Raw genomic sequence first — 14,328 nt, forward strand, 5'->3', positions numbered from 1 at the left:
CAGTAAAATAGAGCTAAGCCCGCGTCACTGCGGGCTTTTTTGTTTTTGATACTCTTGAAGTGGTTAGCAACGAAGAGCATAGCTTCTGGAAGGCAATGTGGCACAGAATGTGACAGAAATTTATGCAGTTGGCCTCTCGTACCACGAATCAGAGAATTGGATATTTCCATCCACAATACGCCATGTGATTTTTTCATATTGCATTGAGATGGATTCCATATGATTTAACTTATCATTACCTGATAGTTTAACGTTGGGCACACCACAATTAACACCCGTTATTTTTACATTTTCCATTAATACGGTGTAATAGCACACCTCCTGGCCAGCATCATTGATATGATAAAACCGTACTTCTGCACTTTTTAATGTTTGTCCAGTGGCTGCTGCTTTGTAGAGATAGGGACTGGAACTATCAATTTCTTTTTCAAAATTAAAAGCTGAATGTTGACGTGTTCCGGTTATCTTTCCATTGGCTGTATCAACGGGAAGATTAACACCATGACCCATACTGATTACCTCGATAGAGCCTTCACGATCCTGAACATCTACAGAACCTTTGATTGATGCACCGCCGTCATCTTTAAGCCACAGATAGGGAGGGATAGGCATTTTATTTACTCCTTGTTAATTTAAATAACTTCATTGTTACAATGTTTAAGAAGAGAGAGATAAGTACGTTAAATGCAATTAATGCATAATCATAACTGTAGTAAATATCTTCGGGTGCTGGGTTGTTGCTTAACAAATAGGAAATTCTAATAGCTGTTTCGTTACTTATTAATGGGTGTTCAGTTAAGTAACCAACATCTAACCATGACACGATAGCGAATATTCCGATGAAAAGAGTCGTTCTAATGGCAAGTTTTCTGATAACCACCAATAATCACCTCAATTGTTCCATAGGATTCTAAATCAATGCCTTTGATCTTTTCTTTTTTTGTTCTTAATAGTGCGTCTCTTAATCTATTGTAATCTGATTGGCTTGGTAAAGTTATACACCCTTCTGAAACCTGACCAGGATGTAGCCTGAATCCGCCTCTGGCTACGCTTTCGTAAAATGTCGAATCATCTACATTTCCATCATCGCGAAACAAAGCAAACCATTCAGAATGGTCAACATGATAACTAAAAATGCTTTTATATGTATCGACTCCCCAGGCTCTAAACCTGTTAGCCATACTCCCTTTAGGCCTGTCTACTATATAATATTTACCTTTTGGTAACGGTCCAACGTTTGGAATAATTCCACAAGCTCCTTTGTTCCTGTATGCACCGTTACCAGAAAATGCCATAAATACACCAATACCATCAAATGCAAGTGGCGAGTAGTCTGCATCATTTATTGTAAACTTTCCATGTAAAGCCATGAGTCATCCTTTCTTGTATGGATACTTATTAATCTTATCTGCAAATAGTGCAGGTATCAAAAGTAAACCATACAAAAGATGCTTATTTAAATCTATTGGATCCGAAAGTGGTTGTGACGTTTTACAAAGTAGATCTATATCAAATAAATGGTTGCACCGAAGAGTGGATCCTTTCGGGAGAGACTATTCGAAATGTGCGAACGGCCAGATTAAAATGTGAAAGACATCCACCGTCTCAAAAAACGGTCGTGTACACTTTATATAACGCCATCACCCACAGTCGCCGAAAAATGAAGCACTCGTTAAAGAAAACATATCAGGGAATTATCAAATGTCGATATGTCATGGATAAGCCATATTGAACTAGCGTCGCTAATATGGCATTAAACCTTCACATGTAAATATCGGTGCAGACTTTATGGCGAATGAATTCTTATTTTTCTCCTTCCCCCAATCTATACGCCAGCGCCACCACCAGCGATTGCACCAGGCACAGCGTCGCCGACTGAGACCGAAACGCATCCACCTGCGCCTCTTTCACCACAAAGCAGAGATCGCTGAACGTCGCCAGCGGGCTGATCTGGCTGTCCGTAATCACAATCTGCCGCGCGCCAACGCTGGCGGCGGTTTCGCTGACCATCACCGTCTCTTCCGCGTACGGCGAGAAGCTGATCGACACCACGATGTCGCGTGCCTTAATGCGGCTGATTTGCTCGCGCAGCATCCCGCCCATGCCGTCGAGCAGGATAGGGCGGCACTCCAGATGGCTCAGAGCATAGGTGAGGTACGCGGCGACGCTAAAGGATCGACGCAGTCCGGCGATGTAGATGGTGTCGGCGTCGGCCAGCAGCTGTACCGCGCGCTCCAGCATCTCCGGCTCGGCTCGGGCGGCCAGCTGCTGCAGCGCCTGCGCGTTTGAACGGGCAAACTCCTGCAGGATATCGAGCGGCGTTTCCGGCACGGCCTCGCTCTCCATCTCGCGGAACAGCCGGGCGCGGTCGCTGTAGCTGGCGGTCTCCTCAACCAGGTTCATGCGAAACAGCTGTTTCATTTCGTTGAAGCCGGTGAAGTCAAAGGCGTTGGCAAAGCGGATCAGCGTCGAGGGCGGCACGTCGGCGCGCTCGGCAATAACGGCAACCGTATCAAAGGCCACGCTGTTGGTGTTGTCCAGCACGTAGCGGGAGACCTGCTGCAGCCTCTTGCTCAGGCTATCGTAGCGATCGCGGATTTGCTGCTGCAGTTCGTTCAGGCTGGTTGCTGTCGTCATGTTATCCCCCAAATACAGTCATATGATTCTAAACGCAAAACCGCGTCTTTTAAATGTCGGCCATCCATCTGGCAGCAAAAATGAAACAGAAGATTCAGTCATTTCCTCGCCCGAAAACCCTTAATAGCGCACGCGGCGTCAGTGGTGCTGGCTGTTAACATAAAAATCCATCCTTGATCACAATAATCATCATTTATTTTATTTCAACTTAAAATGGAATATTTGTTTCATATATAGTGTTCAGTACACAGTGTTCAGGTCAAGTCACGTATCAACAGCGAGAGGTTAAGGATGGAGACGGTAGCGAATTTTATTCACGGCGAATGTGTCACCGGTTCAGGCCAGCGCGTTCAGGCGATCTTCAACCCGGCCACCGGCGAGCAGATCCGCCAGGTGGTGATGAGTACGGCACAGGAAACAGAGCAGGCGATTGCCGCCGCGCAGCAGGCGTTTCCGGCGTGGGCGCGTCATGCTCCGCTTAAGCGCGCGCGCGTGATGTTCCGCTTCAAGGCGCTGCTGGAAGAGAACATGGATCGCCTGGCCCGCCTCATCAGCGAAGAGCACGGCAAGGTCTTCTCCGACGCGGTGGGCGAGCTGACCCGCGGCCTGGAAGTGGTGGAGTTTGCCTGCGGTATTCCGCATCTGCAAAAGGGCGAACACTCGGCGAACGTCGGGACCGGCGTTGACAGCCACTCGCTGATGCAGCCGCTCGGCGTCTGCGCCGGGATCACGCCGTTTAACTTCCCGGCGATGGTGCCGATGTGGATGTTCCCGATTGCGCTGGCGACCGGGAATACCTTCGTGCTGAAGCCGTCGGAAAAAGACCCTTCGCTCGCGCTCGCGCTGGCGCAGCTGCTGAAAGAGGCCGGCTTGCCGGACGGCGTCTTCAACGTGGTGCAGGGCGATAAAGAGTCCGTTGACGTGCTCCTGACCGACCCGCGCGTGCAGGCGGTGAGCTTTGTCGGCTCCACGCCGATTGCCGAATACATTTACCAGACCGCGTCCGCCCACGGTAAGCGCTGCCAGGCGCTTGGCGGTGCGAAAAACCACTGCATTTTAATGCCGGATGCCGACATGGAGATGGCGACCAACGCCATCATGGGCGCGGCCTACGGCGCGGCGGGCGAGCGCTGCAGGGCGCTCTCGGTGGTGCTGGCGGTGGGGGATAACACCGCCGATGACCTCTGCGCCCGGCTGGAAAAACAGATTGCCGCGCTGCGCGTCGGGCCGGGGCTCGACCAGACGCCGGAAAACGAAATGGGGCCGCTCATCTCCTCCTTGCACCGCAGCAAGGTGCTGGGCTACATCGACAGCGGAGAAGCACAGGGGGCGACGCTTCGCGTGGACGGTCGCGGCTTCAGCGTGAAGGGCCACGAGCAGGGCTACTTCGTCGGGCCGACGCTGTTCGATAACGTCACCCCGGAGATGACCATCTATAAAGAAGAGATTTTTGGTCCGGTGCTTTCTGTGGTGCGCGTAGCAGATTACGCCAGCGCGGTGGACCTGATTAACCGCCATGAATATGGTAATGGCTCGGCAATCTTCACCCGCGACGGCGGCTGCGCGCGCCGCTTCTGCGAAGAGGTGCAGGCGGGCATGGTGGGGGTCAACGTGCCGATCCCGGTGCCGATGGCGTTCCACAGCTTCGGCGGCTGGAAGCGTTCCATCTTCGGCGCGCTCAACGTCCACGGCAACGACGGCGTGCGCTTCTACACCCGAATGAAAACCATCACCGCGCGCTGGCCGGAAATGCAGCAGGAGACAGGCGCTGCGTTCTCCATGCCGACGCTGGGCTGACAGGAGGCGTTATGCAAACCGAACGTATGACCATGGCCCAGGCGCTGGTCCGGTTCCTGAATCAACAGTACATTAGCGTGGATGGCCACGAGACGCCCTTCGTGGAGGGCGTCGCCACCATCTTTGGGCACGGCAACGTGCTGGGTATCGGCCAGGCGCTGGAGCAGGATCCCGGTCATCTGCAGGTGATGCAGGGCTGCAACGAGCAGGGCATCGCCCATATGGCGACGGGATTTGCCAAACAGCACCGCCGTCAGCGCATCTTTGCCGTCACCTCCTCCGTCGGGCCGGGCGCCGCCAATATGGTCACGGCCGCGGCAACCGCCACGGCGAACCGCATCCCGCTGCTGCTGCTGCCGGGCGATATCTACGCCAGCCGCCAGCCGGACCCTGTGCTGCAGCAGATCGAGCAGTATCACGATCTGAGCATCAGCACCAACGACTGCTTCCGTCCGGTCTCCCGCTACTGGGACCGCATTAACCGCCCGGAGCAACTCATGAGCGCGATGCTCAGCGCGATGCGAACGCTTACTGACCCGGCAGATACCGGTGCGGTGACGATTTGCCTCCCGCAGGACGTGCAGGGGGAAGCGTGGGATTACCCGCTGAGCTTCTTCGCGCGTCGCGTGCACCACATCGAGCGTCGTCCCCCCGATCCGCAGCGTCTGGCGCAGGCGCGGGCGCTGATTGCCCGCAAGCGTCGCCCGCTGGTGGTGTGCGGCGGCGGGGTGCGCTATTCCGGCGCACATGAGGCGTTTCGCGACTTTGTCGAGACGCTGCAGCTGCCGTTTGCCGAAACCCAGGCCGGAAAGGGGGCGCTGGTAAGTGACCACCCACTTAACCTCGGTGGCGTAGGGGTGACGGGCGGGATGGCGGCCAACCAGCTCGCCCCGCAGGCCGACCTGGTGATCGGCATCGGCACGCGCCTGACCGACTTTACCACCGGCTCCAAGGCGCTCTTTTCCCATCCGGACGTGGAATTCCTGCTGCTGAACGTGGCCGAGTTTGACGCCCTGAAGCTGGACGCCACGGCGCTGATTGCCGACGCTCAAACCGGGCTCGAGGCATTGACCCACGCGCTTGGTGATTACCGCAGCGGCTGGGGAGAGGCGATCGCTGAGGCGAAATCCGCCTGGCGCGACGAGTGCCGTCGCCTGTGGGATCGCCAGTGGCGTCCGGACGACGCGCCCGAAGTGGCGGGGCACCTGGACGCGCAGCTGGCGGAGTACGGCGAGACGCTCAACACCCGCCTGACCCAGACGCGGGTGCTGGGGCTGATCAACCAGCATATTGAAGATAACGCCATCGTGGTGGGGGCGGCCGGTTCGCTGCCGGGCGATTTGCAGCGCCTCTGGCAGGTCAAAACGCCGGACAGCTATCACCTGGAGTACGGCTACTCCTGCATGGGCTATGAGATTGCGGCGGCCCTCGGCGCGAAGCTTGCCCGGCCCCAGCAGCCGGTATACGCCATGGTGGGGGATGGCTCCTACATGATGCTGCACTCCGAGCTGCAAACCGCCGTTCAGGAGGGCATTAAGGTCACCGTTCTGCTGTTTGATAACGCCAGCTTCGGCTGCATTAACAACCTGCAGATGGGGCACGGCATGGGCAGCTTTGGCACGGAAAACCGCCATCGCAACCCGGAAACCGGACGGCTTGACGGTCCGCTGGTGAAGGTCGATTTTGCGCAAAATGCGGAGAGCTACGGCTGCCGCGCGTGGCGGGTGAACGATGAGCAAAGCCTGCTGGCGGCGCTGGAGGCGGCCCGCGCCCATCCTGGCCCGACGCTGCTGGACATCAAGGTGCTGCCGAAGACCATGACCCACGACTACGCCTCATGGTGGCGAACCGGTGATGCGCAGGTGGCAGAGTCGTCTGCCGTGCGTGAGGCCGCGGAGCAAACGCAGTCGCAGGTGAAAAAAGCCCGTCAGTATTGAGTTTTCCCGAAGTAACGAAATTTTCATTTCATTTTTGTTTTCCCCTCATCCTAACCCTCTCCCTCAGGGAGAGGGGACGGCTCGGTGTGGTTTTTTACTCCCTCTCCCTGAGGGAGAGGGCCGGGGTGAGGGGAGTTGCCGCACGTTCATCTGTGTTGTGAGATTGATAACAAAATTTATCTCATTCATCTCAAAAGTGTTAACCCGCACTCAAAAACATAATTTTCACTATTTATAAAAATGAAATAAATGTTTTATTTATAGAGTCGTTAGTTCACAGCATTCACCAACACCGGGAGCCGTTATGTTTAACATTGCTTTACTGGGCGCTGGCCGAATTGGCCAGGTACATGCAGCTAACATCGCCAGCCACGGCGCGACCACGCTCTGGTCCGTGGTTGACCCGAATCAGGAATTTGCCACCCGCCTCGCCACGCAGTATCAGGCCCGCCAGCAGAGCCTGGATGAAGCGATGACCGACCCTAACGTTCACGCCGTGCTGATCGCCTCTGCCACCGATACCCACGCGGACCTGATTGAAATGGCCGCCCGCCACGGCAAGGCCATCTTCTGTGAAAAGCCGGTACACCTCGACCTCGCCCGCGTGCGCGACTGCCTGAAGGTGGTCAAAGAGTACGACGTGCCGCTGTTTATCGGCTTTAACCGCCGCTTTGACCCGCAGTTCCGCCGCGTGAAAACCGACGCGCAGGCCGGGCGAATCGGCAAGCCGGAATCGCTGCTCATCATCTCCCGCGATCCGTCTCCGCCGCCCGCGGAGTACGTGCGCGTCTCCGGCGGCATGTTCCGCGATATGACCATTCACGATTTTGACATGGCCCGCTTCATCATGGGCGAAGAGCCGGTGTCGGTGTATGCCCAGGGCAGCAACCTGGTCGATCCGGCGATTGGCGAGGCAGGCGACATCGATACCGCGTTTATCGTTCTGAAATATGCCTCCGGCGCGATGGCGACCATCGTTAACAGCCGCCGTTCATCTTACGGCTACGACCAGCGCCTGGAACTGCACGGCTCCGAAGGGCTGCTTTGCGCGGGCAACATTCTTGAAAACCAGGTGCAGCACTACGGCAAACAGGGCTGCACCAGCGCGCTGCCGGAACACTTCTTCCTGCAGCGCTACAAATCCGCTTACGCCGCGGAATGGGAACACTTTGTTGCGGTCCTGCGCGGCGAAGCGGTGCCTGACTGCAGCGGCGATGATGGTGAACGTGCGCTGTACCTCGCGGATAAAGCGCTGGAATCGCTGCGCAGCCAGCGCGAGATCGTCCTCTAAACACAACCACCCTACACAGAGAGACATAATAATGAAAAAACTGATCGTAGCCGCCCTCATCGCCATGACGTCCGGGGCCGCCCTCGCCGAAAACGAGCAAATTGTGTTCAGTACGCCAAACCTGGCCATGCCGTTTGAAGTTCACATGCAGCGCACGGCGGTAAAAGCCGCAAAAGAGATGGGCGTGAAGCTTCAGGTGCTGGACGGGCAGGGCAGTTCACCGAAGCAGGTGGCTGACCTGGAAAACGCCATCACCCGCGGCGCGCAGGGCTTTATCGTCTCCCCGAACGACGTGAACGCGGTCTCCAGCGCGGTGGATGAAATTCAGGATGCGAAGCTGCCGGTGGTCACCCTTGACCGCTCCGTCGACAGCCAGAAGAAGGTGCCGCACTTTGGCGCCAACAACTACAAGGGCGGTCAGGCGATTGGCGATTTTGTGAAAACCAAATTTCCCGACGGGGCGGAAATCATTCTGCTGACCGGCCAGCCGGGCTCCTCCTCCAACATCGAACGCACCAAAGGGATCCGCGACAGCCTGAAGGCGGGTGGCGATAAGTACAAGATCGTCGCCGATCAGACCGGCAACTGGATGCGTTCTGAAGGGATGCGCATCGTGGAAAGCGTGCTGCCCTCGCTGCCGAAACGTCCTCAGGTGATCCTCTCCGCCAACGACGACATGGCGCTGGGGGCGATCGAAGCCCTGCAGAGCCAGGGCGTGAAGCCGGGCGAAATTCTGGTCACCGGCTTTGACGCGGTACCGGAAGCGCTGGCCCGCGTGCGCGACGGCTGGCTGGCGGTGACGGCGGACCAGCGTCCGGGCTTTGCGGTGCAGACGGCGATGAGCCAGCTGGTGGCCAACGTGCGCGAGAAAAAAGCCATCACCGGGGCCGACTACCCGCCGACGCTGATCACCAAAGAGAACCTGCAGCAGGCTGAGCGTATCGGTGAGGCCGGTAACTGATTTATCCGCAGCCGTCGCTGGCGCGGCGGCTCACTCTAAAGGAGGAGCAGACCGATGTCGCAACCCTTACTGAAAGTGACCGACCTGGCAAAAAGCTTTTCCGGCGTCTGGGCGTTAAGCAGCGCCCAGCTGACCGTCGGCGCGGGCGAGATCCACGCCCTGCTGGGGGAAAACGGGGCGGGTAAATCCACGCTGCTGAAGGCGCTCGCGGGGGCGCAGCCGCAAACCCGCGGGGATATCTGGTTCAACGGCGAAACGCTGCCGGTGGACGACTCCCCGGTGGAGCGCCAGAACAAGGGCATTATCACCATCTATCAGGAATTCAACCTGCTGCCCAACATGACCGTCGCGGAAAACATGTTTCTCGGACGCGAGCCGCGTAAACGTAACCTGATCGTCGACGAAAAGGCGGTAAACCAGGAGGCGCAGGTCATTCTCGACTATCTGCAGCTGAACGTTGCGCCTACCACGCCGGTCGCCCGTCTGAGCGTGGCCCAGCAGCAGATGGTGGAGATCGCCCGGGCGCTGACCCTCAACGCCCGGCTAATCATTATGGACGAACCGTCCGCCGCGCTGAGCGACAGCGAGGTGGAAAGCCTGCACCGCGTGGTGCGCGAGCTTAAAAACCGCGGCGTGAGCATTATCTATGTCACCCACCGCCTGCACGAGGTTTTCCAGCTCTGCGACCGCTTCACCGTTTTCCAGGACGGCCGTTTCACCGGCACCGGCGCGGTGGCGGAGACCAACGTCGAACAGCTGATCCGCCTGATGGTCGGGCGCGACGTGGCCTTTAACCGCCGTCCCGCCAGCGAAACGCATCATGAGGACAAACCCGTCCGCCTGGCGGTGAAGGGGCTGAGCCGCGAAAAGCCGCCGCTGGATCCGCACGGCATCGCCCTGCACGACATCAGCTTCCACGTCCACGCCGGGGAGGTCTTAGGCATTGCCGGACTGGTGGGCGCCGGGCGCACCGAGGTGGCCCGCTGCCTGTTTGGCGCAGACGCGTTTACCTCGGGCAGCTTTGAGCTGGACGGCGTGCCCTACCAGCCGCGCGACCCGCTGTATGCCCTCGACCAGGGCGTGGCGCTGGTGCCGGAAGACCGCAAAAAAGAGGGGGCGGTGCTGGGGCTGTCCATTCGCGACAACCTGTCGCTCTCCTGCCTCTCCTCGCTGCTGCAGTGGCGCTGGTTCGTGAATACCCGCAAAGAGGACGACCTGATCGAGTCCTACCGCAAGGCGCTGCAGATCAAAATGGTCAACAGCGCGCAGGAGGTTCGCAAGCTCTCCGGCGGTAACCAGCAAAAAGTGATCCTCGCGCGCTGCATGGCGCTCAACCCGCGGGTGCTGATCGTCGACGAGCCGACGCGCGGCATCGACGTGGGGACCAAATCGGAAGTGCACCAGGTGCTGTTTGACATGGCAAAAAAGGGCGTGGCGGTGATCGTGATCTCCTCCGATCTGCCTGAAGTGATGGCGGTGTCAGACCGGATCATTACCCTGAGCGAAGGGCGAGTGACCGGCGAGATCCACGGTGACGACGCTAACGAAGAACGGCTGATGACGATGATGGCCATCAACCACAATGCCCTGAACGCGGCATAACGGAGTTTCTCATGACGCAGATGATTTCTAAAACGCAGGCCCCGGTCAAACGCGCCGGACGCATCGATCCCATCGCCTTCTTCGAGCGCTTCGGGGTGCTGATTTTCATGATCCTGCTGCTGATCTTCTTCCAGTCGCAGAACAGCAACTTTTTCTCTGAACGCAATATTTTCAACATCCTGACCGAAGTCTCCATCTACGGGATCATGGCCGTGGGGATGACCTTCGTCATCCTGACCGCCGGGATTGACCTCTCCGTGGGCTCCATTCTGGCGGTGTGCGCCATGAGCGCGGCGTACGTGATTAAGGGCGACAACTTCACCACCGTCGACCCGAACGCCTGGGGCGGCATGAGCTGGCTGATTGGGCTGGGGATTTGTCTGGCGATGGGCACGGCGATTGGCTTCCTGCACGGTCTGGGCGTGACCCGCCTGCGCCTGCCGCCGTTCATCGTCACCCTCGGCGGGATGACCATCTGGCGCGGCCTGACGCTGGTGATCAACGACGGCGCGCCGATCGCCGGTTTCGATCAGGGCTACCGCTGGTGGGGGCGCGGGGAGCTGCTCGGCATCTCCATTCCGATCTGGATCTTCGCCATCGTCGCCCTCGGCGGCTATCTGGCGCTGCATAAAACCCGCTGGGGGCGCTTCGTTTACGCCATCGGCGGCAACCCGGAGGCGGCGCGCCTGGCGGGGGTCAACGTCAAGCGCGTGCTGGTCAGCGTCTACGTGCTGATTGGCTGCCTGGCGGGGCTGGCGGGCTTCATTCTGAGCGCGCGTCTGGGGAGCGCCGAGGCGGTGGCCGGGATCTCCTTTGAGCTGCGCGTCATCGCCTCGGTGGTGATTGGCGGCACCTCGCTGATGGGCGGCTACGGGCGCATCGGCGGCACCATTATCGGCTCCATCATCATGGGGATTCTGATTAACGGCCTGGTGCTGATGAACGTCTCGGCCTACTACCAGCAGATTATCACCGGGTTAATTATCGTTCTGGCGGTGGCGTTCGACACCTACGCCAAGAGCCGTCGCGGCGCACTGTGAGGATCACGATGAAAGAGGTTCGTATTGGATTGATTGGCACCGGGTATATCGGCAAGGCACACGCTATCGCCTATGCCCAGGCTCCGACGGTGTTCAACCTGCGGGGCAGGCTGGTGCGCGAGATGGTAGCGGAAGTCACGCCGGAGCTGGCGGCAGCGCGCGCGCAGGCGTTTGGCTTCAACCGCTCCACCGGCGACTGGCGGGCGCTGGTGGCCGACCCGGCGATTGACGTGGTGGATATTTGCTCACCCAACCACCTGCATAAAGAGATGGCGCTGGAGGCGATCCGCCACGGCAAGCACGTCTACTCGGAGAAGCCGCTGGCGCTGAACGCCCATGACGCGCGCGAGATGGTCGACGCCGCGAAGCGGGCCGGGGTGAAAACGCTGGTGGGGTTCAACTACATGAAGAACCCGACGGCGCAGCTGGCGAAGGAGATTATTGCCCGCGGCGAGATTGGCGAGGTGATCCACTTCTACGGCACCCACAACGAAGACTATATGGCCGACCCGCTGTCGCCCATTCACTGGCACTGCTTCAAAGAGACCGCCGGGCTGGGGGCGCTGGGCGACCTCGCGGCGCATATCGTCAACATGGCCCAGTACCTGGTGGGGGATATCGAGCAGGTCTGCGGCGACCTGAAGATCGTGGTCCCTGAACGCCCGGCCAAGGCCGGATCGTCAGAGATGATTGCCGTCGAAAACGAGGACCAGGCCCACGCGATGGTGCGTTTTGCGGGCGGTGCGCAGGGCGTGATTGAAACCTCCCGCGTCGCCTGCGGCCGCAAGATGGGGCTGTCGTACGTCATCACCGGGACCAAAGGCGCCATCAGCTTCACCCAGGAGCGCATGGCGGAGCTGAAGCTCTATCTGCATGACGATCCGGTAAACCGTCAGGGGTTTCGCACCCTGCTCGTCGGCCCGGCACACCCGGACTACGCCGCGTTCTGCATGGGCGCAGGCCATGGGATTGGTTTTAACGATCAAAAAACGGTGGAGGTGCGCGACCTGGTGGACGGGATTGCCGCCGACGCGCCGATGTGGCCGGACTTCGAAGAGGGCTGGAAGGTGTCGCGCGTGCTGGACGCGATCGCGCTCTCGCACCGGGAAGGCCGCTGGCTGAACGTGAACGACATTGTCTGATGAGGTATCAACGTGGAAAAGCAGTTTGATGTGATATGCATGGGCCGCGTGGCGGTAGACCTCTACAGTCAGCAGATTGGTGCCCGTCTGGAGGATGTGTCGAGCTTCGCCAAATACCTCGGCGGCTCGTCCGGCAACGTGGCGTACGGCACCGCGCGCCAGGGGCTGCGCTCGTCAATGCTGGCGCGCGTGGGCGATGAACATATGGGCCGCTTCCTGCGCGAAGAGCTAAATCAGGTGGGCTGCGATACCAGCCATCTGATTACCGATAAAGACCGCCTCACGGCGCTGGTGCTACTCGGCATTAAAGACCGGGACACCTTTCCTCTGATTTTTTATCGCGATAACTGCGCGGATATGGCCATTACGGCCAGCGATGTGGACGAAAGCTACATTGCCTCCGCACGGTGTCTTGCCATCACCGGGACTCACCTTTCTCATCTTCAGACCCGCGATGCGGTGCTGACGGCGCTGGGCTATGCCCGCCGTCACGGCGTGCGCACGGTGCTGGACATCGACTACCGTCCGGTGCTGTGGGGGCTGACCTCCTTAGGCGACGGCGAAACGCGCTTTATCGCCGCGGATAAGGTTACCCGCGAGCTGCAGGAGGTGCTGCACCTCTTCGACGTCATTGTCGGCACCGAGGAGGAGTTCCATATCGCGGGCGGCAGCACGGAGACCCTGCAGGCGCTGGGGCAGGTGCGTGCGGTGAGTCAGGCCACGCTGGTCTGCAAGCGCGGCGCCCTCGGCTGCTCGGTTTATACCGACGCCATTCCGCCCCGGCTGGACGACGGCCTGACGGTGACCGGCGTGCGCGTGGAGGTGCTGAACGTCCTCGGCGCGGGGGATGCGTTTATGTCCGGCCTGCTGCGCGGCTACCTGAACGACGAGGGCTGGGAGCAGGCGTGTCGCTATGCCAACGCCTGCGGCGCGCTGGTGGTCTCGCGCCACGGCTGCGCCCCGGCGATGCCGAGCAAAATCGAGCTGGATGACTATCTCTCTCGCGCTGCGGATGTGCCGCGCCCGGATCTCGACCCGCGTCTGAACCATCTGCACCGGGTGACCACCCGTCGCCGCGAATGGCCGGAGCTGTGCGTAATGGCGTTCGACCACCGCAGCCAGCTTGAGGATATGGCGCTGCAGTGCGGCGCGTCGCTCAAACGTATTCCGGCGCTCAAGCAGCTGATCCTGCAGGCCAGCCGCGAGGCGGCGAGCCGGGCCGGGCTGGAGGGCAAAGCGGGCCTGCTGTGCGACGGCACCTTTGGACAGGACGCGCTGAACGCCATCACCGGCGAGGGGTGGTGGATTGGTCGCCCCATTGAGCTGCCGGGCTCCCGGCCGCTGGAGATGGAGCACGGCAACATCGGCACCCAGCTTATCAGCTGGCCGCAGGAGCACGTGGTGAAGTGCCTGGTCTTTTTCCATCCGGAAGACGCCCACGGCCTGCGCCTGGAGCAGGAGCAGAAAATCGCCGAGGTGTACCACGCCTGCTGCCGGTCCGGGCACGAGCTGCTGCTGGAGGTGATCCTGCCTGCGACCATGCCGCGCAGCGACGAGCTCTACCTGCGCGCCATCTCCCGCTTCTACAACCTTGGCATTTATCCCGACTGGTGGAAGCTGCCGCCGCTTTCCGCCGAGGGCTGGACGGCGCTGAGCGAGATTATCGAACGCCGGGACCCGCACTGCCGCGGGGTGGTGATCCTCGGCCTGGACGCCCCGGCAGAACAGCTGCGTGCCGACTTCAGGGCCGCAGCGGGGCAGACGGTAGTAAAAGGCTTCGCCGTAGGGCGCACGCTGTTCGGCGATGCCTCCCGCGCGTGGCTGAAGCACGATATTGACGATGCGCAGCTGGTGGCGCGCATCCGGGACAACTACCTGCAGCTTATCGCCTGGTGGCGCGAGCGCGGACACGCATAATGGA

The 14,328-nt window shown here is 59.4% G+C and carries 11 protein-coding genes; 8 read left to right on the top strand and 3 right to left on the bottom strand.

Annotated features, from left to right (window positions below; translation table 11 throughout):
• Positions 1–120 precede the first annotated feature (120 nt).
• The 3 genes from HMPREF3143_RS14235 to HMPREF3143_RS14240 all read right to left on the bottom strand — a co-directional run bounded on the left by HMPREF3143_RS14235 (position 121) and on the right by HMPREF3143_RS14240 (position 2,637).
• Positions 121–612 carry an Hcp family type VI secretion system effector gene (locus tag HMPREF3143_RS14235; protein WP_044597822.1) on the bottom strand — a complete coding sequence of 164 codons (492 nt, stop codon included), beginning with the start codon at positions 610–612 and terminating at the stop codon, positions 121–123.
• Positions 613–854: 242 nt separating this feature from the next.
• Entirely contained in the window at positions 855–1,370 is a 516-nt protein-coding gene (locus HMPREF3143_RS24940) for a DUF2778 domain-containing protein (RefSeq protein ID WP_071882571.1), read from the bottom strand.
• 433 nt (positions 1,371–1,803) lie between these two features.
• Positions 1,804–2,637 (bottom strand): MurR/RpiR family transcriptional regulator, encoded by an 834-nt coding sequence (locus HMPREF3143_RS14240; RefSeq protein ID WP_013098260.1) that lies wholly within the window; start codon positions 2,635–2,637, stop codon positions 1,804–1,806.
• Between the two features lie 291 nt (positions 2,638–2,928).
• Here HMPREF3143_RS14240 and HMPREF3143_RS14245 point away from each other — a divergent pair, with 291 nt between their 5' ends.
• From HMPREF3143_RS14245 to iolC, 8 genes are all read left to right on the top strand, one after another.
• The gene (locus tag HMPREF3143_RS14245) at positions 2,929–4,434 is read left to right on the top strand and encodes a CoA-acylating methylmalonate-semialdehyde dehydrogenase (protein WP_070533452.1); all 1,506 of its coding nucleotides are present in this window, start codon (positions 2,929–2,931) and stop codon (positions 4,432–4,434) included.
• 11 nt (positions 4,435–4,445) lie between these two features.
• A complete protein-coding gene (gene iolD, locus HMPREF3143_RS14250) occupies positions 4,446–6,371 on the top strand; it encodes a 3D-(3,5/4)-trihydroxycyclohexane-1,2-dione acylhydrolase (decyclizing) (RefSeq protein WP_070533454.1) in 1,926 nt (641 codons plus the stop codon).
• A gap of 304 nt (positions 6,372–6,675) precedes the next feature.
• A complete protein-coding gene (gene iolG, locus HMPREF3143_RS14255) occupies positions 6,676–7,662 on the top strand; it encodes an inositol 2-dehydrogenase (protein ID WP_023294280.1) in 987 nt (328 codons plus the stop codon).
• 31 nt (positions 7,663–7,693) lie between these two features.
• A complete protein-coding gene (locus HMPREF3143_RS14260) occupies positions 7,694–8,623 on the top strand; it encodes a sugar ABC transporter substrate-binding protein (RefSeq protein WP_008502118.1) in 930 nt (309 codons plus the stop codon).
• 54 nt (positions 8,624–8,677) lie between these two features.
• Entirely contained in the window at positions 8,678–10,225 is a 1,548-nt protein-coding gene (locus HMPREF3143_RS14265; RefSeq protein WP_025912800.1) for a sugar ABC transporter ATP-binding protein, read from the top strand.
• Positions 10,226–10,236: 11 nt separating this feature from the next.
• Entirely contained in the window at positions 10,237–11,265 is a 1,029-nt protein-coding gene (locus HMPREF3143_RS14270) for an ABC transporter permease (RefSeq protein WP_070533456.1), read from the top strand.
• 8 nt (positions 11,266–11,273) lie between these two features.
• Complete coding sequence (locus tag HMPREF3143_RS14275) at positions 11,274–12,407, top strand: Gfo/Idh/MocA family protein (RefSeq protein WP_070533459.1); 1,134 nt, start codon at positions 11,274–11,276, stop codon at positions 12,405–12,407.
• Between the two features lie 12 nt (positions 12,408–12,419).
• Positions 12,420–14,324 carry a bifunctional 5-dehydro-2-deoxygluconokinase/5-dehydro-2-deoxyphosphogluconate aldolase gene (iolC, locus tag HMPREF3143_RS14280; RefSeq protein ID WP_070533461.1) on the top strand — a complete coding sequence of 635 codons (1,905 nt, stop codon included), beginning with the start codon at positions 12,420–12,422 and terminating at the stop codon, positions 14,322–14,324.
• Positions 14,325–14,328 lie beyond the last annotated feature (4 nt).

The sequence above is a fragment of the Enterobacter sp. HMSC16D10 genome (assembly GCF_001807145.1).
GTDB lineage: Bacteria > Pseudomonadota > Gammaproteobacteria > Enterobacterales > Enterobacteriaceae > Enterobacter > Enterobacter roggenkampii.

What these genes read in the sequence shown, in the direction of transcription:
- HMPREF3143_RS14235 (WP_044597822.1), bottom strand. Translation starts at nt 612, where the DNA reads ATGCCTATCCCTCCCTATCTGTGGCTTAAAGATGACGGCGGTGCATCA.
- HMPREF3143_RS24940 (WP_071882571.1), bottom strand. Translation starts at nt 1,370, where the DNA reads ATGGCTTTACATGGAAAGTTTACAATAAATGATGCAGACTACTCGCCA.
- HMPREF3143_RS14240 (WP_013098260.1), bottom strand. Translation starts at nt 2,637, where the DNA reads ATGACGACAGCAACCAGCCTGAACGAACTGCAGCAGCAAATCCGCGAT.
- HMPREF3143_RS14245 (WP_070533452.1), top strand. Translation starts at nt 2,929, where the DNA reads ATGGAGACGGTAGCGAATTTTATTCACGGCGAATGTGTCACCGGTTCA.
- iolD (WP_070533454.1), top strand. Translation starts at nt 4,446, where the DNA reads ATGCAAACCGAACGTATGACCATGGCCCAGGCGCTGGTCCGGTTCCTG.
- iolG (WP_023294280.1), top strand. Translation starts at nt 6,676, where the DNA reads ATGTTTAACATTGCTTTACTGGGCGCTGGCCGAATTGGCCAGGTACAT.
- HMPREF3143_RS14260 (WP_008502118.1), top strand. Translation starts at nt 7,694, where the DNA reads ATGAAAAAACTGATCGTAGCCGCCCTCATCGCCATGACGTCCGGGGCC.
- HMPREF3143_RS14265 (WP_025912800.1), top strand. Translation starts at nt 8,678, where the DNA reads ATGTCGCAACCCTTACTGAAAGTGACCGACCTGGCAAAAAGCTTTTCC.
- HMPREF3143_RS14270 (WP_070533456.1), top strand. Translation starts at nt 10,237, where the DNA reads ATGACGCAGATGATTTCTAAAACGCAGGCCCCGGTCAAACGCGCCGGA.
- HMPREF3143_RS14275 (WP_070533459.1), top strand. Translation starts at nt 11,274, where the DNA reads ATGAAAGAGGTTCGTATTGGATTGATTGGCACCGGGTATATCGGCAAG.